The following is a 22,191-nucleotide window of genomic DNA, read 5'->3' as shown; positions in this document are numbered from 1 at the left end:
ATGACTGCCACTGAAACCCATCTCCCCGCGCCCAAGGCGCCCACCACCGTGGAACACGTCCTCACCCTGGACTGCCCGGAAGGGCCCGGAATTGTCCACGCCGTGTCCGGCTTCCTGCTGGAGCACGGCTGCGACATCATCGACAACAAGCAGTTCGGCGAACGCTCCGAAGGCCACTTCTTCATGCGCGTGCACTTCGTCTCCGAGGGTGACGATTCCACGCTGGACGTCCTGCGCGACTCCTTCGCCCCCGTGGCGGAGAAGTTCGGCATGCGCTGGCAGCTGGAACGCCAGGGCTCCAAGCGCAAAGTACTCATCATGGTGTCCAAGTTCGGGCACTGCCTCAACGACCTGCTGTTCCGCGCCCGCATCGGCGAACTGCCGGTGGACGTGGTGGCAGTGGTGTCCAACCACCGCGACCACCAGGCGCTGGTGGAGTGGCACGGCATCCCGTTCCACCACATCCCTGTCACTGCGGACACCAAGCCCGCAGCGGAAGCGGAGCTGATGGAACTGGTAGACGGCCTCGACGTCGAACTGGTGGTGCTGGCCCGCTACATGCAGGTGCTCAGCGACGACCTGACCCGGAAGCTGGACGGCCGGGCCATCAACATCCACCACTCGTTCCTGCCCAGCTTCAAGGGTGCCAAGCCCTACCACCAGGCCTACGCACGCGGCGTCAAGACCGTGGGCGCCACCGCGCACTACGTCAACGCAGAGCTGGACGAGGGGCCCATCATCTCCCAGCAGGTGGTGGACGTGGACCACACGTACGGTCCCGAGGACCTGGTGGCCGCGGGCCGCGACACTGAATGCAAGGCCCTCTCCAACGCGGTGAAGTGGCACTGCGAAGGCCGGGTCATCCTGCAGGGCAACCGCACCGTGGTGCTCCGCTAGCATGGGCCTGCGCCGCTACCAGGACTGGAACCGCCTCATCGGCGTCCCGGTCGAGATCCGGCAATACGGCCGCACCGTCCGCAACGGTGTGGTGGATGATGCCATGCCCGATTCGTCCATGGTGTGGCTGATGGCGGACGCTTCGCAGGGCCGCACCCTGTACAGCGTCCACGAAGGCCACGAGGTCTGGATCGAGCCGGAACTCCTCGACGCCCACCACCTCCTGCAGGCGGCGGCCCCGGTCAGCGTCTGACCGGACATCTCTACAGCTGAAGCGCGGCTGGTTGCCCCGACGGGTGGCCGGCCGCGCTTTTTGCTGTGCCCCCTGAGCCGAACCCGCCCGAAAGTCGCGGCCGGCGCTGAGTCTCCCCATCTTTGGGAAGGCTCGACGGCGTGTCCAGGCCACGCGGCGTCGTCCGCTTGGTGCCGCTGGCCAAACCTGGGGAGATTCAGCGGCGTCGGGTGGAAGGGCCCATCATGGTGCCCGGACCACCAGGGGGATGTCGAGCATTACGTTGTGGCCTGCTCGGCGAGCCGGGCCCTGATGCGCTCGGTGGCATCCACCAGGGAGGCTTCGTTCACCGCTGACGCGGCCGCCGCATCACCATTGCGTGCCGCCGTCACCAGGTCCTGCTGGTACCGCCACAGCGAATCGTCAGTGCCGGAGTCCAGGGAGCCTTGCGCGCCGACAATCTTGTAGGCCCGGCACTGCTGCCACAGCGTCCGGATCATCTGGAGCAATACAGGGTTGCCGCTGGCCTGGTAGAGGATGGCCAGCATCGCCTCATCGTGGTCCAGCAGGGCGATCACCTGCTGCTCATCGATGGCCTTGCGCATCAGTTCGTACTCGGCCTGCATCCTTTGGCAGTCCTCGGGTGTGATGTTTTCACTGCCCAGCCGGGCCGCCTCCGTTTCCAGGAGCCTGCGGACGCCGTAGACGTGGATGAGTTCCTCGTAGGTCAGGCTCTTGACCACGGCACCCTTGTGGGGCTCCCGCTCCGCCAGGCCCATCTCCTCCAGCCGGCGGATGGCCTCACGTACCGGCATCACGCTGGTGCCCACCTGCTCGGCGAGGTCCCGCACCTTGAGCCGGGAGCCAGCCGGAAGGTCGCCGCTGAGGATCGAGGCGTGGATCATCGCAAAGACCTGATCCGTCAGCAGGGTGGGCTCGATGCGCTTGGAAATGACCACCCGTCCAATATACGGCCGGGGAGGCCGGCCCGGACGGCTCAACAGCGAGCCTCCGAAGGCCAAAGAAATCTTTGCTGAAACTATTGTGTGATCTGTGATCACATCCTATGGTGGTTTGAGTCACAAAGATCAGGTTCCGGCTTCGCCCGGCGGTGAAGCCCGACGGCGGCGGGGCACCTCCGGCGCGAAGGTTCCGGAACCTGGGCCGTGCCGGCCCACGTAACTTCGGGACGCAGCCACCGACGGCGGCTACCGGGCACAACGAACAACAGCAAGGAAATGGTCAGATGAAAGACGCAGTAATCGTTGGCGGCGGACTCGCCGGCCTCTCGGCGGCCTGGCGGCTGAGGCACTGGGACACAGTGGTCCTGGAATCGGGCACCCGGGTGGGCGGACGCATCCGTTCCGAACGGCGCGGTGACTACTGGCTGAACTGGGGCGGGCACGTCTTCGCCGGCGCCGGTTCCTCCACGGATGCCCTGCTCAACGAAGTCGGCGTGATGGCCGTCCAGATCCCCGGTTCCCTGCAGGGGCTGTCCATGAACGGCAAGTTCATCAAGAAGGGACACATCGCCACCTACCCCTTCCGCATCCCCATGTCCCTGGCCGCCCGCGTCGACACCATGCGTGCCGGCCTGAAGGTGGTCAGCGGAGTGGCCAAGTACACCGGCGTGGTGCGCAAGCGCATCGGCGAATCAGGTGCCATGCGCCAGCAGCGGATCTACGACTTCGAGAACAGCACCTCCTTCCAGGACTTCGTGGGCAACCTGTCCGAGGACGCCGCCGCCCTGTTCAAGACCACAGTGACCCGGTCCGCCGGTGACATGGACCAGATCTCCGCCGGCGCCGGCATCGGCTACTTCAGCCTGGTCCTCGGTTTCGGCCAGGGGCTCAGCCAGGGCATCGTGGGCGGACCGTCCACCCTGACCGAATCCATTGCCGCGGCACTGGGCGACCGCATTGAGCTCGGCGCGGTGGTGCAGGAAGTAGTCCACAAAAAGGATTCCGTGCTGGTCCGGTACCGCCAGGACGGCGTCGACCGCGAAGTGGAGGCCCGCACCGTGGTCCTGGCCACCACTGCCGACGTCTCGCACAAGATCGGCGTGGACCTGCCCGAGGAGCTTCGCGGGGCGCTGGACCAGATCAAGTACGGTCCGCACGTCAGCACCGCCTTCCTCACGAACGAAACCACCGCAAAGCCGTGGGATGACATCTACGCCATCGCCGCCCCCAAGCGCTCCTTCGCGATTGCCCTAAACCAGGCGAGCATCGTGCGCGGCACCGAATCCGTCCGCAAGCCCGGCGGCAGCTTCATGACCTTCTCACCCGCCAGCCTCGGCAAGGCCCTGCTGGAGAAGCCCGAGGAGGAGGTCATCAACACCCACCTGACCGATTTGGACCAGGTCCTTGGCCACGGCTTCGCGGGCAGTGTGGTGGAGGCCAAGGTGGACCGGTGGAAGAACGCCTCACCGTATTGCTTCCCGGGCCGGGCAAAGATCCAGTCCACCCTGATGCGCGGAACCGACCGCGTCTTCCTGGCCGGCGACTACCTGGGCACCCTGTACACCGAAAGCTCCATCACCACCGGCTTCTCCGCAGCCCAGGAGGCTGCCAGCGTCCTGGCAACGCACCGGCAGGCACCGCCGCTCTCCGGCCTGTCCATCGTCGCCTGACCCGCATCCCCCGAAACTTCCACCCTGAACCAATCACCAAAACCCACAAACCTCAGTAAGGAAACACTTCATGTCCAACGAACTCCGCGGTGTCCTCACCGCACTGACCACCCCCTTCAAGCAGGACGAATCCCTCGACGTCGAGACCCTGCGCCAGATCGTCGACCGCTCCATTGACGCCGGCGTTGACGGCGTTGTGGCAGCCGGTTCCACCGGCGAGGTGGGGGCGCTGTCCTCCGAGGAGCGGCTGCTGCTCATCGAAACCGTCATCAATCAGGCCAACGGCCGGGTCCCGGTGATCGCCAACACGGGCGCCACCTCCACGGCCGAGGCCATCCGCTTGTCGCAGGCCGCCGAGACGCTGGGCGCCGACGTGCTCATGCTGGTCACGCCGTACTACGAGCCGCTGACCCTCGAAGAGACCGTCACCTACATCAAGGACGTTGCCAACTCGGTCAAGATCCCGGTGATGCTCTACAACATCCCGGCCGTCACCGGCGTCAACCTGGACCCGGCCACCGTCCGCGCCCTGGCCGAAGACGTGGAAAACATCCGCTACATCAAGGACTCCAGCGCCAACTGGGAACAGGCGCTGCAGCTGATCCACCACCACAGCGACGTGATCGGCACCTTCATCGGCTGGGACGTCTACCTCTACAGCGCCCTCGTGGAAGGTGCCGCGGGCGTCATGGCCGGCACCGCCAACGTTGTCCCGGCGGAGATCGTCGATGTCAGCCGCCGCATCGCCGGCGGCGACCTGCAGGGCGCGCTGGAGCAGTGGAAGAAGGTCTACCCCGTGATCGATGCCCTCCTGTCCGTTCCGTTCATCCCTGCCGTGAAGGCCGGCCTGACCCTCCAGGGCCTGCCGGCAGGATCGCCCCGCCGTCCCACGGCGGACCTTGCCAGCGAAGACCTGGCCCGGGTCAAGCAGGCATTGTCCGCCCTGTACCAGACCGTCGGCTAGGCCATGGATTCCGATTTCGGCGCTTTCCTGTCCACCGTCTCCGACGCCATCTGGGCACCCATGGCCTACGTGGTTCTGGGCCTGGGCGTTGCCTACTCCATTGCCACCAAGGGCATCCAGTTCCGCCGCATCCCGGACATGCTCCGGCAACTCAAGGACAGCGAAGGCGGAGAAGGCGGCCTGTCCTCGTTCCAGGCCCTCGTGCTTGCGCTGGCCAGCCGCGTGGGCGTGGGCAGCATCGCCGGCGTGGCGACGGCGGTGGGTGCCGGCGGGCCCGGCGCCCTGGTCTGGATGGCCATCACCGGCCTGGTGGGCTGCACGGTGGGCTACGCCGAAGCCGCGCTGTCCCAAACCTTCAAGCGCCAGGTCCAGGATGAGGACCGGCGGAACGCCAACGAGGACATCGGCGGCATGCCGTACTACATCAAGTACGGCCTGAAGCTTCCCAAGGTGGGGGCCCTCGTGGCCGTGCTCGGCGTCATTGGCTACGGCTTTGTCTTCCCCGGCCTGCAGGTCAACACCATCGCCGCAACCGCCAAGCTCGCATTTGGCCTGGACAGCTGGATCCCCGCGATCCTCGTGACCGTGCTGATCGCGCTTGTCATCTTCGGTGGCACCGGCCGCCTCGTGAAGGTCACCCAGGCACTCGTGCCGGTCCTGGCCATCGGCTATCTGGTCCTTGCCCTGGCGGTCATCGCCATCAACTTCGGCAGCGTTCCCGCCGCCGTGGCACTCATCTTCCAGTCCGCCATCGGCATCCATCCACTCCTGGGCGGCATCGCCGGCGCTGCCGTGGCCTGGGGCGTCCGCCGGGCGGTCTTCGCCTCCTCGAACGGGCTCGGCGAGGCAACCTTTGCCGCCGCAGCGGCCCGCACGTCCCACCCCGCAAAGCAGGGCCTGGTCCAGACCTTCAGCATCTACATCGACGTGCTGCTCATCTGCATGGCCACCGGGCTCATGATGGTGGTTTCCGGCAAGTACAACGTGGCCGACGGATCCGGCGGCTACCTGGTCAACAACCTGCCCGGCGTGCCGGTCGGTGCCAACTGGGTGCAGGAATCGATCGACACGCTGGTCCCGGGCTGGGGCGCGGGCTTCGTTGCCGTCGCCGTCCTGCTCTTCGGCTTCACCTGCCTGCTCGCCTACTTCTACGTCGCCAACTCCAACCTCCTCTACCTGCTGGACGGCAGGCCGGGGCAGCTGTGGAAGAACGTCCTCAAGATCGGCACCATGGCCATTGTGTTCTTCGGGTCCATCGTGAACGCGCAGATCATGTGGGCCGCCGGTGACATCGGGCTCGGCCTGATCGCCTGGGTCAACCTGATCTGCCTCGTCTTCCTGTTCCCGCTGGTCCGCCGGATCCACAAGGACTACGAACGCCAGCGGAAACTCGGCCAGGACCCCACCTTCGACCCCAAGGCGCTGGGTATTGAGGGCGCCGACTTCTGGGAGGAGAAGGTTCCCGTCGAGCACCACCACCATCATCTGCACCACACCAGCCGTTCCACCGAAAGGACTTCAGGCACGCCATGACCACCGCAGAAAAGACATCCTTCACCGTGCACCGGGCCCAGAGCGCACCGGCACCTTCCCTGCCTCCCTTCGGCCAGTTCATCCGCGGAAAGTTCGTCCCCTCCACCTCGAGTGAGACGGCCGACGTCGTCAACCCGGCCACCGAGGAAGTCCTCACCCAGGTGCCGGCCGGCACGGCGGAAGACGTGGACGCCGCTGTCGCAGCGGCCGTTGCCGCCAAGGCATCCTGGGCCGCCACCACGCCGCGGGACCGTTCGGCGGTGCTGCTGAAGATCGCGGACATCATCGAGAAGAACCGGGAAACGTTCGAAACGCTGGAGTCCGCCGACACCGGCAAGCCCGCGGCCGTGGCCGAGGACGACATCTCCAGCGCCATCGACACCTTCCGGTTCTCCGCCGGGGCCGCCCGCGCCTTCAGCACGCTCGGCGCGGACGACTACGCCGAGAACCACACCTCGGTGATCCACCGCGAGCCGGTGGGCGTCGTCGGCGTCATTACGCCCTGGAACTACCCCCTGCTGATGGCGGCCTGGAAGATCGCCCCGGTCCTGGGCGCCGGCAACACGCTGGTGCTCAAGCCGTCCGAGCAGACACCGCTGACCACCCTCAAGCTGGCCGAACTGATCGCGGACGAGGTTCCGGCCGGCGTCGTGAACATCGTCACCGGCCCCGGCCGCGTGGTGGGCAACCGCCTCTCCGAGCACCCCGGTGTGGACCTGGTGGCCATCACCGGCAGCGTGGGAAGCGGCCAGAAGGTGGCCGCCAGCGCAGCCGCCTCGGTCAAGCGCGTCCACCTGGAACTTGGCGGCAAGGCGCCTGTCGTCGTGTTTGACGACGCCGACCTCGAGGCCGCTGCCAAGGGCGTCCGCAGTGCCGGGTTCTGGAACGGCGGCCAGGAATGCGGCGCTGCCTGCCGCGTGCTGGTCCACGAATCCGTGGCCGAAAAGTTCACCGAATTGCTGGTCCGCGAAATCAGCGAGATCACCGTGGGCACCCCCGGCGCCGACGACGCCGAGATCGGTTCCATGATCTCCAAGGCCCACTACGAACGCGTTCTTGCTGCACTTGAGGACGTCCGCAAGGACGGCCTGACCATCGCCGTCGGCGGCAATGCCATCGAAGGCCAGGGCTACTTCATCGAACCGACGGTGGTCACCAACGTCCCGGCCGGCGCACCGATCACCAGCAACGAAATCTTCGGGCCGGTGGTGTCGGTGGAGACCTTCAGCACCGACGAGGAAGCCGTGGCCCGGGCCAACGAAACCATCTACGGCCTGGCCGCCTCGGTCTGGACCAAGGACTCCGCGCGTTCGCTGACGGTTCCGCGGAAGCTGGACTTCGGCACCGTCTGGGTCAACTCGCACCTGGTCATCGCCACCGAAATGCCGTGGGGCGGCTTCAAGGGCTCCGGCTACGGCCGCGACCTGTCCAGCTACGCGCTGGATGATTTCTCCCGCACCAAGCACGTCATGTACAACCGCGGCTAAGGCAATCCGCCGCAGCCCGAGAGACCCCGCCCAGCGCCCTCGGTGCTGCGGCGGGGTTTTTTGTTGCCGGCGCTGGATATTGCCAATGAAAACCATCGTTGTGTACGATCGTACGCATGATCGATTACTTCGCGGGCGATCCGCGCACCAACCGCGAGCGGATGCTGGCCGGGGACCTCTACATCGCCGATGACCCGGACAACGCCAAGTCGTTCCACCGCGCCCTGAAGCTGCAGGCCCGGTACACGGCGGCCTACATCGAGGACCCGGAATCGGCCCGTCCCGTCCTGGCGGAACTGCTGGGATCGGTGGGAGCCAACGTGGATGTCCGGCCGCCGATCACCGTGGACTACGGCAGCTTCATCACCGTGGGCGAAGGCACCTTCATCAACTCCAACCTGACGGCCCTTGACGTCGCCGCGATCACCATTGGACGCGACTGCCAGATCGGCCCCAACGTGCAGCTGCTGACCCCCACCCACCCGCTCGAGGCCCAGCCGCGCCGGGACAAGCTCGAAGCGGCCAAGCCCATCACCATCGAAGACAACGTCTGGCTGGGCGGCGGTGCCATCGTCCTCCCGGGCGTCACCATCGGGGAGAACTCCGTGATCGGCGCGGGCGCCGTGGTCACCAAAGACATCCCCGCCAACGTCGTGGCGGTGGGAAACCCCGCCCGGGTAGTCAAAGACCTGCCGTGAAGGTTTCCCGGTGGCAGTGACCCAGCGCCGCTTCGACCCGGAACGGCGTGACCGCATCATCTCCGCAGCGCTGGACGTGATAGCCGAATCAGGGGTGGCCGGGGCGTCCCACCGAAAGATCGCCGCCCGGGCGGATGTGCCGCTGGGCTCCATGACCTACCACTTCTCCGGCATGGATGAGGTGCTGCGCGAAGCCTTCACCCGCTTCGCCGCCACCATCGCCGTCCGCTTCGAAGCTCGGATGGCGCAGGCAACCACCTTCGATGAGGCCCGTGCCGCCGTGGTTGACCTGATCCACGAGGACCTCACCGGCTCAGCCCGCGAACTGGTCCTCACCCAGGAGCTGTACACCCTCGCGGCGCGCGAACCGCTCTACCGCGGAATCACGCACGCCTGGATGAAGCAGAGCCGGGACGCGCTGGTCCGGCACTTCGACCCTTCCACATGCCGGATGCTGGACGCCCTGATTGAGGGCTTGTCCCTTCATGCCGCCCTGGACACCGAAGAACACCACCGGACCGCCACGGCCGAGGCGGTGGCCCGCATCACCACGCCAGCCGCAGCACACCACTAACGCAGCGCACCCCTGACCTAACACCCCCAGAAAGGCCATCCCATGGCTTTCTCCGAAACCCCGGCCCTCCCGGCAGCACGGCTCCGCCGGGCACGCCTGGGCGTGGCCCTGCTGTTCCTGACCAACGGTGCACTCTTCGCCAACCTCCTGCCGCGATACCCGGCCATCATGGACGAACTGCACCTCTCCAACGCGCAGTTTGGCCTGGCGGTGGCGGCCTTTCCGCTGGGCGCCCTGGTGGCGGGCCTGGGCGCCGCCGCGCTGATCCGGCGTTTCGGGAGCGCGGCCGTGGCGGTAGCCGGCACCGTGCTGACCGGGACCGGGGTGCTGGCTGCCGGCCTGGCGCCGTCGTGGGCACTGCTGGCCGGTGCGCTCTTTGCCGCGGGGGCCGCCGATGCCATCACGGACGTGGCCCAGAATTCGCACGGGCTGAGGGTGCAGCGCCTGTACGGCCGGTCCATCCTGAACTCGTTCCACGCGGTGTGGAGCATCGGCGCCGTCCTGGGCGGACTGATGGGGGCCGGTGCCATCCTGGCCGGGTTGTCCCGCGGGCTCCACCTCGGCCTGTCCTGCCTGGTTTTCGCGGCCATGGCATTCGCCGCCTCGCGGCTTCTCCTGCCCGGCCATGATCCCGCAGCCACGGAGCAGGCAGGCCAGGCTGCAGGGACGGCGAAGACCACGGGACGGCCACCGGTGAAGATTTGGGCAATCCTGGCGGCATTGGTGCTGATTGCCGTTTCGGGCAGCCTGGTGGAGGATGCGGGCAGTACGTGGGCCGCTGTGTACCTGTCCGGTTCCCTCGGGGCTGCCGCCTCGCTCGCGGCGCTGGGCTATGTTTCGCTGACCGGCGCCCAGTTCGTGGGCCGGCTGATCGGCGACCGGCTGGTGGACCGCTTCGGCCAGCGTGCCGTTGCCCGCTGCGGCGGCGTGATCGTCATGGCCGGTATGGGCGTTGCCCTGGCCTGGCCCACAGTCCCCGGAACCATCGCCGGGTTCGCCGCCGCCGGGCTGGGTGTTGCTACCCTGGTCCCGGCAGCCATGCACACCGCAGATGAGCTGCCCGGGCTGCGGCATGGCACCGGGCTGACGCTGGTCAGCTGGCTGATGCGCCTGGGCTTCCTCTGCTCACCGCCCGTGGTGGGGCTCATCGCCGACGCCACCAGCGTCCGGACCGGTCTCCTGGTGGTCCCGCTCGCCGGGGTCCTCGTCCTCTTCCTGGCCCAGGTGCTGCCGCCGAGGCGGGGCGTGCTCCCGTTACCGAAGCAGCCCCGCCCCGGGGATCAGGCCTCCGTGGCCGGTGAGCCGTCGTCGTCCGCTTCTTCAACCTCAAGCAGCAGCGCGGTGCCCTGATACGCCGGCAGGTCGATGAAGAAGCTGTGCAGGTCATCCACCTGGCCCACGGTTTCGCCGCTGAAGAGGTCGCGCACGCTGGCGCCCGGCGGAAGGTGGGTGGACCGGACGCTGCCGGAGATGTCCTGGCCGGAGAAGTTCAGCACGGTGATTTCGACCGCGCCGCCGGCCACCCCGTTCACCAGGACCAGAAGCCCGCGGTGCGAAACGTCCGGCACGTCCAGGAGCGTTCCGGTGGCAATGCCGTGTTCCTCCCGCACTGCCAGGATCCGCTGGAGCCTGCGGGCAAAGGAGTTTTCGTTTTCGAGCTGTTCCGGAAGCGGCCCATAGAGGCTGCGGGCACGGGGCATCCCGGAGGATGAGGCCGTGGCATCCGGGCTGGTGCCCATGATGTCGTGCGCGCCGCGGTTGATCCAGCGGGTGTCACCCTGCGCGATCAGCTCGCCAACGGTGCCGCGGTCCAGCACCGAAATCCCGGTCAGGTCCCAGCCGGACAGTGCGAAGACGCCCGGCTGCAGCGCGTTGTACATGGACAGCAGGATGTGGGCGTCCAGGACCTGCGCCTCCTGCTCCGGCGTGAGCGCCTCCGGATCCTGGACCCCCAGGGTGGCCATGATGAAGCTGACGGTGGTGCAGGCGATCCCGTTCATGGTGAACACGGAGTTGTAGGGGGCGTTTTCGCCGGTGAGCCGCTCCCGCATGGTCTGCTGGACGTGCTCGGCGATCTGGGACCCGGTCATTTCCTGGCCGCCGAGCTCGAACACGTCATCCCGGTGGCCCGCGGCGAAGTGCATGAGTTCGTAGGTGAGCTCGTCGTGGTTCTGCAGGGCATGGACCAGTGAGGCCTGATCCACCCCGATTTCCTGGGAGAGCCGGAGCGTGAGCCGCAGGAATTCCGTATCCCCGGTGACCAGGGCGAAGTGGTACGCGGGACGGGTGATGAAGTCGTAGGAAAGGTCAGGCCCGGATTCGGAGGTGGCCTTGATGTCGTCGATGGTCAGGTTCAGTTCCTGGAAGGAGAACCCGCCCACCTTGCGGATCATGGAGCCGATGAGCTGGTTGGCGGCCTCGGACAGCGGGTGCCCCTCGGACCAGCCCGGCTCCTCCTCGGCGCTTTTTTCAACGCCCAGGAACCCGTTGGCATCGAGCCGGAGTGCGCCGGTGCCGAGGTCCACCAGCGAATGCAGCGCATCGCCCACCACCAGGCGCATGCCGGCGAAGGTGGGGTCCAGCCAGTTGATGGACGGCTGGCCGGCCTTGAAGTAGTGGAGGTAGACCCAGCGTCGGGTTTTGCCGGTGGTGTCCACGATGGCCCGGGTGGCGCTCCAGTTGGTTTCCTTGACGCCGGGTTCGTAGAAGATCACGCGCTGCAGCCGGCCGATGATGTAGCCGGCCTTTTGCAGCGCCTGTTCTGCGTCCGGGCTGAGGTTCACCGAGTCCTTGCCCTCGGGGACGTCCGGGAGCAGGTGCCAGTCCTCCTCCGGGATGTCCACCATGTGGTAAATGCCGGGGTAGTCCCGGAAGTTCATTTCGGCGAGGCGGAAATCGGCGCCCTTGCCGGTGTGGCCCGGGACGATGTCGTCGATGATCGTGCCGCCGTGCTCCGCGGCCACCTCGCACATCCGGCGGAATTCATCCTCGTCGCCGAACACCGGATCGATGCCCATGCTGATGCGGTCAAAGTGGCCGTCCACGCTGGGGGTCTGCATCCATCCGCTGATGCCGCCGGCCAGTTTGACGGGGCCGGTGTGGATGGCGCGGATGCCGATGTTCCGGAACGCCTCCCACATTCCCTCGTCGCCCAGGGCGGACAGGAAGGACTGGCCCGGCTGGGTGATGAAGGACAGGGGATAGGCGGTGAACCACACGGGGGCGCGTTCGACGGCGGCACGCGGGTTGGGGTGCGCATAGGAGTTTTGCCACATGCTGGCCTGGCCCGAAAGTTGCCGGGCGAGCGTGTTGGCGTCCCCGAGCATCGCCTGGTTCCGCAGCCATTCGACATAGGCGGCGTTGCGTCCGTCGAACTCAAAGGACGGCCGGGTGGCAAGGTACTGGCGGCGCCGGGCGATGGGCCTCAGGGCCTTGGGGCGTGCAGGGTAGAACTGTTCGTCGTAACTGATCTCCGCGTCGGCTGCCTGCTCGGGGGCAGCGGCCGTCTCCTGGCCTTCTTCGACATCGAGGGCATCTGCTTCAAAAATCCCCTCGCTGGTGGTCGGTTCGCTCATGGTTCCTCTTTCCGAAGGTTACTTCCATGGCCCGGAGGCGAAGCCCCGGGACACCTTGCGCACGAATTCACCGTACCCCGGCGGGCAAGGGCTATTCGCGGAACCGCGGCGGTGCGGCAGTAAAGGACTGTCATACGCACCGCTGCGCTCACGGACAAGAACCGGTCGCTGGCGGACAAACGGCGGCAGGCGCTCCGCTGCGAAGCTGGATTCCTCAGCAACTTCCCCGCTCATGACCGTGAGAAGGACCCTTATGAGTATTTCGAATTCCGAACCCCGGACCACTGACGCTCCGGCCAAAGAGCATTCCACCGCCCTCCGTGCCGGAAGCATCGGAGTGATGGGCATTCTCTTCTTTGTCCTGTCCGCCCAGGCGCCGCTGACCGGCATCGTGGGGGCCTCACCGCTCGCGGCAGCCCTGGGCAACGGCGCCGGCGCCCCCGGCGCCTACCTGATTGTCGGCGTCGTGATTGTCATCTTTGCGGTGGGCTTCGTCGCCATGAGCCGCAGGATCCAGGCCAACGGTGCCTTCTATGCCTACGTGACGGCGGCGTTCGGCCGGAAAACCGGTGCGGGTGCTGCCTGGCTGGCCCTGCTGGCCTACAACACCATCCAGGCGGCCATGTACGGGCTGTACGGTGCAGCGTTCTCGGGGCTGCTCGCCTCCGCGGGCCTGGACGCTCCGTGGTGGCTGCTGGCGCTGGCCACCATGGCCGGCGTCCAGGTGCTTGGGTCCTTGAACATTGAACTCGGCGCCCGCATCCTGGCCCTGCTGGTGGGCCTCGAAGTGGCGGTGCTGCTGCTGTTTGGCTTCACCGTGCTGTTCAGCGGCGGCGGCCCGGAGGGGATCAGCGTTGCGGCATCCTTCTCGCCTCAGGCCATCGGGGCCGGCGCGCCGGGCGTGGCCATCATGTTTGCCGTGGCGTCCATGTTCGGGTTCGAATCCACCGCCATCTACTCGGCCGAAGCCAAGGACCCGCACCGCACGGTGGCACGGGCCACCTACCTTTCCGTCGGCGTCATCTCGGTGTTCTTTTCCTTCATTTCCTGGATGCTGGTCAGCTACTACGGGCCATCAAGGGTGATGGACGCCGCCGGGGCAGCCCTGGAATCCGGAGATGCCACCTCCTTCGTACTCGGCCCGATGGTGGAACTCTTCGGTCCGTGGGCGGGGACGGTCACGGGCATCCTGCTGGTGACCTCGCTGCTGGCCGGGATCATTGCCTTCCACAACGGCATCAACCGCTACCTGCATTCGCTGGCGCTCCGCGGTTCCATGCCCGCCCGGGTTGCCCGGACCAACCGGCACCGCGCACCCGCCGTTGCGGCCTGGATCCAGACCGCGGCCGCCGTGGTCCTGGTGATGCCGTTCGCGGCACTGGCCCTGGACCCCGTCCTCACCCTGTTCTCCTGGTTCAGCGGGCTCGCCGTGGCGGCGCTGCTGGTGCTGTACATGCTGTGCTCGGTGGCCGTCGTCGGTTTCTTCCGCCGCGAATCCGCCGGGGCCGGGCTCTGGCAGACGCTGATCGCGCCGGCGCTCGCAGCCGTCCTGCTCGCGTGGGTCCTCTACCTGGTGGTCAGCAACTTCACGGCCCTGATCGGCGGCAGCGCAGAAACAGCGGCGGCCCTGCTGGCCGCCGTGCCAGTGGTCTTCGCGGCCGGGGTGCTGGTGGAAGCCGGGGTGCAGCGCCACTTGGACCGTGCCGGCCAGGGAACGGCTAACCCGGACCTGCGGCTCAGCTGACCGTTGCCCGGCCGGCGCCGGGACCGGGCGGCAACGGATTGGCCCGGTGCGGAGCAGACGCTCCGCGCCGGGCCAATCCGTGTGCGGTGCAGAACAGCCCCGCCACCACGATGGCTGCGGCCCATGCCGGCTCCGGGCCGGCAGGCCAGTTCCCGGCCAGTCCCAGGAAAGCCGGCACGGTGGCGGTGGCGGGACTGGCCAGCACCAGGGCCCACCCGATAAACGGGTCCATGCGCTTCCGGCCCAGTGCCAGGGAACCGAACAGGGAGCCCCACAGCACAGCCCAGGCCAGCCACAGGACGGCGAGCAGGGGATCGGAGCCGAGCCACGCCACGGCCAGCAGCAGCCCCAGCCCGGCCACCATCCCGCAAAACCAGCCCAGCCCCTTCGATCCCAAGAGCAGCAGCGCGTCCAGCCCCACATAGACATAGGTGAGGCCGAACAGGAACATGCCGGCCACCGTCAGCAGCGGCGCCGCGCCGCCGGGCAGGGACATGAGGCCGAGCAGCAGCTGGATGGATCCCACCACCAGGTTCAGGATGGCGGCATCCCGCCACGGCAGCCGGTTCAGGGTGGCCAGGCCGTTGACCAGCAGGACGGCGCCGGAGAGCAGGAGGCAGAGGTACGCCATGTCAGGCCGCCCGTGAGCCGTGGAGGCAGCGGGCGCTAGATATCACTGAGTGGAATTTCGTTGTCACAATACGGAGATTAGTCCAGAAAGCGTGCTTCACTTGGCGGCTGGCAGTCGCAATCGGTTAGGTTGAAACGTAAACCTCTTGGGACAGCGCCGCCTCCTGTGTGCCGTCCCGCGTACGGCCACGGTAAGGAAAACATCATGGATGCTCGGCTCGAGGCAATCAGGGACACCGTCCTGGCCAGGAACCCCGGCGAAGCGGAATTCCACCAGGCGGTGGTGGAAGTCTTCGAAAGCCTGGGGCCCGTCCATGACAGGCACCCCGAGTTCCTTGAGGCCGCCATCCTGGAACGGCTGTGCGAGCCCGAGCGGCAGATCATCTTCCGCGTCCCGTGGACCGACGACGCCGGCCGCGTCCAGATCAACCGCGGCTTCCGGGTGGAATTCAACTCCGCCCTGGGGCCGTACAAGGGCGGCCTGCGGTTCCACCCGTCGGTGTACCTGGGCATCGTCAAGTTCCTGGGTTTCGAGCAGATCTTCAAGAACGCCCTTACCGGCATGCCCATCGGCGGCGGCAAGGGCGGCTCCGATTTCGATCCCCGCGGCCGCAGCGACGCCGAAGTCATGCGCTTCTGCCAGTCCTTCATGACCGAGCTCTACCGGCACATCGGCGAATACACCGACGTTCCGGCCGGAGACATTGGCGTGGGCGGCCGCGAAATCGGGTACCTCTTCGGCCAGTACAAGCGCATCACCAACCGGTACGAGTCGGGGGTCCTCACCGGCAAGGGAATCTCCTGGGGCGGGTCCCTGGTCCGGCCCGAGGCCACCGGGTTCGGCACTGTCATCTTCACGCATGAGATGCTGAAGACCCGTGGAACGTCCTTTGATGGCCAGCGCGTGGTGGTGTCCGGTTCCGGCAACGTGGCCATCAACGCGATCGCCAAGGCTCAATCGCTGGGCGCCACCGTGGTGGCCTGCTCCGACTCGTCAGGCTACGTGGTGGACGAGGCAGGCATCGACGTCGCGCTTCTCCGCGAGGTGAAGGAAGTGGAGCGCGGCCGCCTGAAGGACTACGCGGAACGCCGCGGCGGCGTCTCCTACGTGGACGGCGGTTCCGTGTGGGACGTTGATGCCACGGTGGCGCTGCCCTGCGCCACGCAGAACGAGCTCGACGGCGATGCTGCCGCCCGCCTGGTGCGCGGAGGCCTGCTCGCGGTGGGCGAAGGCGCCAACATGCCCTCCACCCGCGACGCCGTTGCAGTGTTCCAGGACGCCGGGCTGCTGTTCGGCCCCGGCAAGGCCGCGAATGCGGGCGGCGTGGCCACCTCGGCCTTGGAGATGCAGCAGAACGCCAGCCGGGACTCGTGGTCCTTCGAGCACACCGAGGAACGGCTGACCGAGATCATGGTGGGCATCCACCACCGCTGTGCGTCCACCGCCGACGAATACGGCCAGCCGGGCAACTACGTGCTGGGCGCCAACATCGGCGGGTTCGTCAAGGTGGCCGATGCCATGCTGGCCCAGGGGCTCATCTAGCGCGCGGGTTTTGCCCGGTTACACGTTCCGGCGCCAGTCCGAGGGCGGCACGCCGAACGCATCCCGGAACGTGCGGCTGAAGTGTGCTGCGTCCAGAAAACCCCAGCGGGCGGCCACGGCGCCGACCGGCAGGCCGGCGTGCAGCGGGTCCCGAAGGTCGCGGCCGGCACCCTCCAACCGCTGGGTCCGGATCCAGCCGGCCACCGTGGTTCCGGATTCATGGAACACGTTGTGCAAGTGCCGGGTGGAAATGAAGTGTGCCGCGGCGATGCTGGCGGGTGAGAGCAGCGGATCTGACAGATTCGCGTCAATGTACTCCCGCACCGCCACTGCCAGCAGGGCCTGCGGCTTCATCCGGTCCGGGGAGATATCCATTTCGGCGTGCAGCATGGTGGACACCAGGTCCAGGGCGTTGGCTGCGAGCCTCGATCCGCTGGGGCCGTTGAGGACGTCCAGGTTGCCGGACAGCTGCCGGATGAACTGGCCCACGATGCCGCTGAGGCCGCTGTCTCCGGCCATGCGCACTGCTGCCAGCTGCCCCACGTAATCCGTGGGCAGGGTGAGCGTGTCGCAGGGGAACATCACCACCATGATCCGGGTGGTGTCCTCGAAGGCCAGGGTGTAGGGCCGGCTGGTGTCGTAGATGGCGAGGTCGCCGGGGCGGAGGACCGCCTCCCGGTTGTCCTGGATCAGCAGGCCGGTGCCTTCGAGCTGCAGGTTCAGCTTGAAGTACCGCTCATGGGCCCGGGCAATGAGCGCCGGCGTGCGGTGGACTTCATGGGATGTTGCGGTGACCTCCACAATGGACATCCGGTCCAGGACCCTGGAGCGCAGCTGCCCGTGGAAATTCCCAGCGTCTGCCGTCTCCGCCGCCAGTGGCACGAAGGATTCGGCAACCAGGTGCTTCCAGTGGTCGAAGGATGAGGCGGTGCTGGTGGTGAGGGACTGGCTTGCGGGGACCGTGGCCCGGGCGGGTGCTGGCATGGCTGCTCCTGACGAAGGGTCACTCGGACGTTTCCCCCGGACTGTGCTGTGGAACACAGTGAGAACAGGTTAGGGTCCCCGGAATCTTTTTTCAACACTTGGCGAAAAAAGGTGACGGCGGCACTTTCCCGCGTGCCGCCGTCGTCCGGCCCCCGGAAGCGCCGCGGCGTGGCATGATCGGGCCATGGGAGCCCTGGAAGGTTCAGGCGGGACGCAACGGGATTTCAATGCGCGCTCGCATCATTCCCGGCTGCGCATGCTGGTGATGCTCGCCGTCGGGCTGGCGGCGGCGCTGCTGGTGGGTGCCTCGGGGAACTGGGCCTACGCGCCCGCGCTGGGCTGGGCAGCGGCTTCCGCCACCTACCTGGCCTGGGTCTGGAGTGTCATTGGGCGCCTGGGGCCGGAGGCCACCGCTGCCCATGCGCGGCGTGAAGACCCGGGGCGGGTGTTTTCCGACGCGCTGGTCCTGACCGCCACCGTGGCAAGCTTTGTGGGCGTGGGCCTCATCCTGGTCGATGCGTCCACGGCGGAGGGGTTCGCCAAGGATGCCATCGTGGCCATGGCCCTGGGCAGTATCGCCCTGTCCTGGTTTCTGGTCCACACCCTCTTCACCCTGCGGTACGCCTCGATCTTCTACCGGGACCGGGCTGGCATTGATTTCAACGGGGATGAGCCACCTTGCTACAGGGACTTCGCCTACCTCGCGTTCACGGTGGGAATGACGTTCCAGGTTTCGGACACAAGCCTCAGGACGAGGGCAATCCGCGGCACGGTCCTTCGGCAGGCCCTGCTGTCCTACCTCCTGGGAACTATTGTGCTGGCAACCACCATCAACCTGGTCTCGGGCCTCGTCCGCTGAGCAGGGCGATGCAGGGTGCGTCCCCCGGACATGCGAATGGGTGCAGTCCCCCAAGGGAGCTGCACCCATCGCTGCACCGGTGGTCCAGCCTGTGGCTAGTCCTTTTTGAAGGCGTCCTTGACCTTCTCGCCGGCCTGCTTCAGGTCAGCCTTGGCCTGGTCGGTCTGGCCCTCGGCCCTCAGGCCTTCATCGTTCGTGGCGTTGCCCGCAGCTTCCTTGCCCTTGCCTCCGAGCTTTTCTGCGGCGTTGCCGATCTTGTCACCCAAACCCATGAGCTGCTCCTTGCCTTGGTACCCGCTCCGGGAAGTCCCGGAACCTGACCCTTAATACTAAGCATGCTTTTAGTTTCCTGACTCCCCTGTACGGCGGGTTTAAGGCAAACTCACAGGATTGGGGGAGGGGTGTCCACGGGGCCTGTGGAGTCCTCGCGGTTGCCTTGTCAGGCGCTGCGGGGTGCCTGTGGCGCTGTTCAGCAGCGCAGCAGGGCCAGGTAGCCTTCCAGCTGCGCGGCATGGCCGAAGTCCGTCCGGCCTGGCGGGGCGAGTGCGGCCTCGATCTGGGCGCCCAGCAGCATGTTCAGGAGTTGGCGGGCCAGGAGGGAATCGTCGACGGCGGCGCGCACGTCGCCGCTGCTTCGCGCCTCCGCGAGGTAGTGCCGGATGGTGTCCACCCATTCCTCCATGGACTGCCGGTGGATCTCCGCCTTTCCGGGATCGGTGACCGCCTTTTGCCAGAAAGGGATCACGATGCGGGCCTCGTTGATGCGTTCCTCGTCCAGTGGGAGGACCTCGAGGCAGAAGGCCGAAAGGGCGTCGAGGCCGGACCTGCCTCCGGTGACGTCCGCAATGCGCCGGTTGGTCCGGTTGAACACGTGGCTGAACGCGAACTCCAGGAGGGTGTCCTTGGTGGGGAAGTAGGGTTTCAGGGCTCCGTTCGCGAAGCCGGCCTCCAGGGCGATTTCCCGCATGGTGGCGCCCTCCATGCCTTCGCGGGCGATGATCCGCCAGGTGGCATCCACCAACTCGAGGCGCCGCTCGTCATGGTCAACAATCTTCGGCACCGCGGCCCACTCCCGGAAATCTTTTTGGCTCGGACTCTTGTGGGCCATGTTACGGAGGTTTATTCTCTACAACTATAGAAAATAAACCCCGGCAGCCGGCGACGGCCCGAGCAAAGGTTTCCCATGACGCTTACCCCCACAGAATCCACCGCGGCATCGACGTCTGCATCTGCCACTGCGTCGGCCCCTGCATCTGCCTATGGGCCGGTCACGGCAGAGGAGATCCGTGAGGTGCGGGCCATCCTCCGGGCCAAGGGGCTCTTTGGCCCGGACCACCGCATCGCCTACCTGGGGCTGCTGGATCCGGCGCGCGGTACGGACCCGCGCGGCACAGACCCGCGGGCAGCCACTGACGCGGTGAACCGCCGGTTCCGTGCCTTTATCCACGACGTCTCCGGCGCTGCGCCGCACGACGTGGTGGTCTCCGTGACGCACCAAAGAGTGGAGACCGCCGTCGAACTCGATACCGCAGTGACCGGCGAACTGCCGGTCCTCGAAGAGGAATTCGAGGTGGTGGAGTCCCTCCTGGCCAAGGACGAACGCTGGCTGAAGGCACTCGCGGACCGGGGGCTCGCTGTCGAAAAGGTCCGGGTGGCGCCGCTGTCCGCCGGCGTTTTCGAGTACCCGGAGGAGAAAGGCCGGAGGATCCTCCGCGGTCTGGCGTTCGTCCAGGAGTTTCCTGAGGACAGCGCCTGGGCGCACCCCGTGGACGGCCTGGTGGCCTACGTGGACGTGGTCAGCAGGGAGGTCACCCAGGTGATCGACCTCGGTGCCATGCCCATCCCGGCCGAACACGGCAACTACACCGACCCTGAACTGACCGGCCCCATCCGCGAAACCCAGAAGCCCATCAGCATCACCCAGCCGGAGGGGCCCAGCTTCACCGTCACCGGCGGCAACCACGTGGAATGGGAAAAGTGGAGCCTGGACGTGGGGTTCGATTCCCGCGAAGGCGTGGTCCTGCACAACATCGCCTTCCAGGACGGCGACCGGAAGCGGCCCATCATCAACCGTGCCTCCATCGCCGAGATGGTGGTGCCCTACGGCGACCCGTCACCCATCAGGTCCTGGCAGAACTACTTCGACACCGGCGAATACCTGGTGGGCCAGTATGCCAACTCGCTGGAACTGGGCTGTGACTGTCTGGGCGAGATCACCTACCTGAGCCCGGTCATCAGCGACGCGTTCGGCAACCCGCGGGAGATCCGCGACGGCATCTGCATGCACGAGGAGGACTGGAGCATCCTCTCCAAGCACTCCGATCTCTGGAGCGGCATCACCTACACCCGCCGCAACCGCCGCCTGGTGATCTCCTTCTTCACCACCATCGGCAACTACGATTACGGCTTCTACTGGTACCTCTACCTGGACGGCACCATCGAGTTCGAGGCCAAAGCCACAGGCGTTGTGTTCACGTCAGCGTTTCCGGAGGGCGGCTCGGACAACATCTCCCAGCTGGCCCCCGGCCTGGGCGCGCCGTTCCACCAGCACCTCTTCAGCGCCCGCCTGGACATGGCCATCGACGGCTTCACCAACAGGGTGGAGGAAGAAGACGTGGTCCGCCAAGCCATGGGGCCCGGAAACGAGCGCGGCAACGCCTTCTCCCGCAGGCGCACGCTGCTGGCGCGGGAATCCGACGGCGTCCGGGAAGCCGATGCGCGGGCCGGCCGCACCTGGATCATCTCCAACCCCGAATCCCGCAACCGGCTGGGTGAACCCGTCGGCTACAAGCTCCACTCGCACAACCAACCCACGCTGCTGGCCGATCCTGACTCCTCCATTGCCCGCCGCGCAGCGTTCGCCACCAAGGACCTGTGGGTCACCCGCTTCGCCGAGGAAGAGCGCTATCCCACCGGGGATTTCGTGAACCAGCACGGCGGCGGAGCAGGCCTGCCCGGGTACGTGGCGCAGGACCGGGACATCGACGGCCAGGACATCGTGGTGTGGCACACCTTCGGCCTCACCCACTTTCCGCGGGTGGAGGACTGGCCCATCATGCCCGTGGACACCGTCGGCTTCAAGCTGCGGCCGGAAGGCTTCTTCGACCGCAGCCCCGTGCTGGACGTTCCCGCGAACCCGAACCAGCAGGCGTCCTCCTGCCACAGCGAGGGCGGCAGCGGTGGTTGCCACTAGCCTCGTCCCCGCACCCACCACGGCTGCCCCTGCGGCGGAGCGTACGACGGCGGCGGGCCGGGTCCGTGCCAAGCGGCCCGTCCTGCACGCCCGGCTGGTGGCCGTGGTCACCGCGGTTTCCTGCGCGGCACACCTGTGGCTGGCCGCCGCAGGCCACCATGGCCTGTGGCTGGGGATCCTGATGGTGGCGCTTGCCGCCGTCTGCGTTCCCTGCACTGTCCATATCTGGCGGCACAGCGCGGGACCTGCCCGGGGTTCCGGCGCGCTTCACCAGGTCACGGCCTCCGCGCTGGTGATGGTGGCCGTGCACGCTGCCCTCCTGCTGTCCGGCATGGGAAACGGCGGTGCGGGGCACGCCCACGGCGGGGCGCCGGCGTCGTCCGCGGCGGCTGTTTCCAGTCCGGGGACGGAAGCCGCCGCGCAACTGCTGCTGGTCATCGGACTGGAACTGGTAACGGCGCTGCTGGCGGCCACGCTTGTGGCCCGGCTCCGTACCGCCCAACTCCGCACAGCGCGCCGGGCCGGCTGAGCAACCCGCCGTCACGCAGGGCACGCTTTTGGCGTCCCCAAGCCTGCTGTTCCGCGCAAAACCGGGGCTCCGCCGTCGGGCGCCCTCCAAAAGGATGCTGTGCGTGACGCGGCCAGG

General features: G+C 67.1%; 20 protein-coding genes. 14 read left to right on the top strand and 6 right to left on the bottom strand.

The window, feature by feature from the left end:
* Together purU and ACHL_RS17985 are read left to right on the top strand one after the other, a co-directional pair.
* Positions 1-897, top strand: a complete 897-nt coding sequence (gene purU, locus ACHL_RS17990) for a formyltetrahydrofolate deformylase (protein ID WP_015938740.1) — start codon at positions 1-3, stop codon at positions 895-897.
* A gap of 1 nt (position 898) precedes the next feature.
* Positions 899-1,150, top strand: a complete 252-nt coding sequence (locus ACHL_RS17985; RefSeq protein ID WP_015938739.1) for a hypothetical protein — start codon at positions 899-901, stop codon at positions 1,148-1,150.
* A 257-nt stretch (positions 1,151-1,407) separates the two neighbouring features.
* On the opposite strand, the gene ACHL_RS17980 is transcribed toward ACHL_RS17985, so the two are convergent.
* A complete protein-coding gene (locus ACHL_RS17980; protein WP_015938738.1) occupies positions 1,408-2,088 on the bottom strand; it encodes a GntR family transcriptional regulator in 681 nt (226 codons plus the stop codon).
* Positions 2,089-2,375: 287 nt separating this feature from the next.
* Between ACHL_RS17980 and ACHL_RS17975 the strand changes: the two genes are divergently transcribed.
* The 7 genes from ACHL_RS17975 to ACHL_RS17945 all read left to right on the top strand — a co-directional run bounded on the left by ACHL_RS17975 (position 2,376) and on the right by ACHL_RS17945 (position 10,367).
* The gene (locus ACHL_RS17975; RefSeq protein ID WP_015938737.1) at positions 2,376-3,761 is read left to right on the top strand and encodes a protoporphyrinogen/coproporphyrinogen oxidase; all 1,386 of its coding nucleotides are present in this window, start codon (positions 2,376-2,378) and stop codon (positions 3,759-3,761) included.
* A 70-nt stretch (positions 3,762-3,831) separates the two neighbouring features.
* A complete protein-coding gene (gene dapA, locus ACHL_RS17970; RefSeq protein WP_015938736.1) occupies positions 3,832-4,725 on the top strand; it encodes a 4-hydroxy-tetrahydrodipicolinate synthase in 894 nt (297 codons plus the stop codon).
* 3 nt (positions 4,726-4,728) lie between these two features.
* A complete protein-coding gene (locus ACHL_RS17965; protein WP_015938735.1) occupies positions 4,729-6,258 on the top strand; it encodes an alanine/glycine:cation symporter family protein in 1,530 nt (509 codons plus the stop codon).
* A complete protein-coding gene (locus ACHL_RS17960; RefSeq protein ID WP_015938734.1) occupies positions 6,255-7,745 on the top strand; it encodes an aminobutyraldehyde dehydrogenase in 1,491 nt (496 codons plus the stop codon). The genes ACHL_RS17965 and ACHL_RS17960 overlap by 4 nt, the downstream gene beginning before the upstream one ends.
* Positions 7,746-7,861: 116 nt before the next feature.
* Positions 7,862-8,443: a sugar O-acetyltransferase gene (locus tag ACHL_RS17955; RefSeq protein ID WP_015938733.1), complete on the top strand. Its 582-nt coding sequence runs from the start codon at positions 7,862-7,864 to the stop codon at positions 8,441-8,443.
* 10 nt (positions 8,444-8,453) lie between these two features.
* Entirely contained in the window at positions 8,454-9,017 is a 564-nt protein-coding gene (locus ACHL_RS17950; RefSeq protein ID WP_015938732.1) for a TetR/AcrR family transcriptional regulator, read from the top strand.
* 42 nt (positions 9,018-9,059) lie between these two features.
* Complete coding sequence (locus ACHL_RS17945) at positions 9,060-10,367, top strand: MFS transporter (RefSeq protein ID WP_015938731.1); 1,308 nt, start codon at positions 9,060-9,062, stop codon at positions 10,365-10,367.
* On the opposite strand, the gene treS is transcribed toward ACHL_RS17945, so the two are convergent.
* A complete protein-coding gene (gene treS / locus ACHL_RS17940) occupies positions 10,298-12,592 on the bottom strand; it encodes a maltose alpha-D-glucosyltransferase (RefSeq protein WP_015938730.1) in 2,295 nt (764 codons plus the stop codon). The two genes, ACHL_RS17945 and treS, sit on opposite strands and share 70 nt — an antisense overlap.
* Positions 12,593-12,845: 253 nt before the next feature.
* Here treS and ACHL_RS17935 point away from each other — a divergent pair, with 253 nt between their 5' ends.
* Entirely contained in the window at positions 12,846-14,336 is a 1,491-nt protein-coding gene (locus ACHL_RS17935) for an APC family permease (RefSeq protein WP_015938729.1), read from the top strand.
* On the opposite strand, the gene ACHL_RS17930 is transcribed toward ACHL_RS17935, so the two are convergent.
* The gene (locus ACHL_RS17930; protein ID WP_015938728.1) at positions 14,329-14,967 is read right to left on the bottom strand and encodes an AmiS/UreI family transporter; all 639 of its coding nucleotides are present in this window, start codon (positions 14,965-14,967) and stop codon (positions 14,329-14,331) included. The two genes, ACHL_RS17935 and ACHL_RS17930, sit on opposite strands and share 8 nt — an antisense overlap.
* Before the next feature lie 204 nt (positions 14,968-15,171).
* On the opposite strand from ACHL_RS17930, the gene gdhA reads away from it, so the two are divergent.
* The gene (gene gdhA / locus ACHL_RS17925; protein WP_015938727.1) at positions 15,172-16,509 is read left to right on the top strand and encodes an NADP-specific glutamate dehydrogenase; all 1,338 of its coding nucleotides are present in this window, start codon (positions 15,172-15,174) and stop codon (positions 16,507-16,509) included.
* A gap of 18 nt (positions 16,510-16,527) precedes the next feature.
* On the opposite strand, the gene ACHL_RS17920 is transcribed toward gdhA, so the two are convergent.
* On the bottom strand, positions 16,528-17,493 hold the full coding sequence (locus ACHL_RS17920) for an AraC-like ligand-binding domain-containing protein (RefSeq protein ID WP_015938726.1): 966 nt from the start codon (positions 17,491-17,493) through the stop codon (positions 16,528-16,530).
* Positions 17,494-17,749: 256 nt separating this feature from the next.
* On the opposite strand from ACHL_RS17920, the gene ACHL_RS17915 reads away from it, so the two are divergent.
* Positions 17,750-18,352: a DUF1345 domain-containing protein gene (locus tag ACHL_RS17915; RefSeq protein WP_015938725.1), complete on the top strand. Its 603-nt coding sequence runs from the start codon at positions 17,750-17,752 to the stop codon at positions 18,350-18,352.
* A gap of 95 nt (positions 18,353-18,447) precedes the next feature.
* On the opposite strand, the gene ACHL_RS17910 is transcribed toward ACHL_RS17915, so the two are convergent.
* Positions 18,448-18,624 carry a CsbD family protein gene (locus ACHL_RS17910; protein WP_015938724.1) on the bottom strand — a complete coding sequence of 59 codons (177 nt, stop codon included), beginning with the start codon at positions 18,622-18,624 and terminating at the stop codon, positions 18,448-18,450.
* A gap of 197 nt (positions 18,625-18,821) precedes the next feature.
* Positions 18,822-19,412 (bottom strand): TetR/AcrR family transcriptional regulator, encoded by a 591-nt coding sequence (locus ACHL_RS17905; protein WP_015938723.1) that lies wholly within the window; start codon positions 19,410-19,412, stop codon positions 18,822-18,824.
* Between the two features lie 123 nt (positions 19,413-19,535).
* On the opposite strand from ACHL_RS17905, the gene ACHL_RS17900 reads away from it, so the two are divergent.
* Both ACHL_RS17900 and ACHL_RS17895 read left to right on the top strand, forming a co-directional pair.
* Positions 19,536-21,545, top strand: coding sequence for a primary-amine oxidase (locus ACHL_RS17900; RefSeq protein WP_015938722.1), 2,010 nt, complete (start codon positions 19,536-19,538; stop codon positions 21,543-21,545).
* On the top strand, positions 21,532-22,074 hold the full coding sequence (locus tag ACHL_RS17895) for a hypothetical protein (protein WP_015938721.1): 543 nt from the start codon (positions 21,532-21,534) through the stop codon (positions 22,072-22,074). The genes ACHL_RS17900 and ACHL_RS17895 overlap by 14 nt, the downstream gene beginning before the upstream one ends.
* Positions 22,075-22,191 lie beyond the last annotated feature (117 nt).

It is taken from the genome of Pseudarthrobacter chlorophenolicus A6 (assembly GCF_000022025.1).
GTDB classification, from domain to species: domain Bacteria; phylum Actinomycetota; class Actinomycetes; order Actinomycetales; family Micrococcaceae; genus Arthrobacter; species Arthrobacter chlorophenolicus.
The sequence above is the reverse complement of the archived record's forward strand: the minus strand, read 5'-3'. Positions and strand labels throughout refer to the sequence as shown.

Bases quoted from the DNA above. Each gene is read 5' to 3' on its own strand.
- treS (WP_015938730.1), bottom strand. From the start codon at position 12,592: ATGAGCGAACCGACCACCAGCGAGGGGATTTTTGAAGCAGATGCCCTC.
- ACHL_RS17935 (WP_015938729.1), top strand. From the start codon at position 12,846: ATGAGTATTTCGAATTCCGAACCCCGGACCACTGACGCTCCGGCCAAA.
- ACHL_RS17985 (WP_015938739.1), top strand. From the start codon at position 899: ATGGGCCTGCGCCGCTACCAGGACTGGAACCGCCTCATCGGCGTCCCG.
- dapA (WP_015938736.1), top strand. From the start codon at position 3,832: ATGTCCAACGAACTCCGCGGTGTCCTCACCGCACTGACCACCCCCTTC.
- ACHL_RS17975 (WP_015938737.1), top strand. From the start codon at position 2,376: ATGAAAGACGCAGTAATCGTTGGCGGCGGACTCGCCGGCCTCTCGGCG.
- ACHL_RS17955 (WP_015938733.1), top strand. From the start codon at position 7,862: ATGATCGATTACTTCGCGGGCGATCCGCGCACCAACCGCGAGCGGATG.
- ACHL_RS17945 (WP_015938731.1), top strand. From the start codon at position 9,060: ATGGCTTTCTCCGAAACCCCGGCCCTCCCGGCAGCACGGCTCCGCCGG.
- ACHL_RS17915 (WP_015938725.1), top strand. From the start codon at position 17,750: ATGCTGGTGATGCTCGCCGTCGGGCTGGCGGCGGCGCTGCTGGTGGGT.
- ACHL_RS17930 (WP_015938728.1), bottom strand. From the start codon at position 14,967: ATGGCGTACCTCTGCCTCCTGCTCTCCGGCGCCGTCCTGCTGGTCAAC.
- ACHL_RS17910 (WP_015938724.1), bottom strand. From the start codon at position 18,624: ATGGGTTTGGGTGACAAGATCGGCAACGCCGCAGAAAAGCTCGGAGGC.
- purU (WP_015938740.1), top strand. From the start codon at position 1: ATGACTGCCACTGAAACCCATCTCCCCGCGCCCAAGGCGCCCACCACC.
- ACHL_RS17920 (WP_015938726.1), bottom strand. From the start codon at position 17,493: ATGCCAGCACCCGCCCGGGCCACGGTCCCCGCAAGCCAGTCCCTCACC.
- ACHL_RS17965 (WP_015938735.1), top strand. From the start codon at position 4,729: ATGGATTCCGATTTCGGCGCTTTCCTGTCCACCGTCTCCGACGCCATC.
- ACHL_RS17960 (WP_015938734.1), top strand. From the start codon at position 6,255: ATGACCACCGCAGAAAAGACATCCTTCACCGTGCACCGGGCCCAGAGC.
- gdhA (WP_015938727.1), top strand. From the start codon at position 15,172: ATGGATGCTCGGCTCGAGGCAATCAGGGACACCGTCCTGGCCAGGAAC.
- ACHL_RS17900 (WP_015938722.1), top strand. From the start codon at position 19,536: ATGACGCTTACCCCCACAGAATCCACCGCGGCATCGACGTCTGCATCT.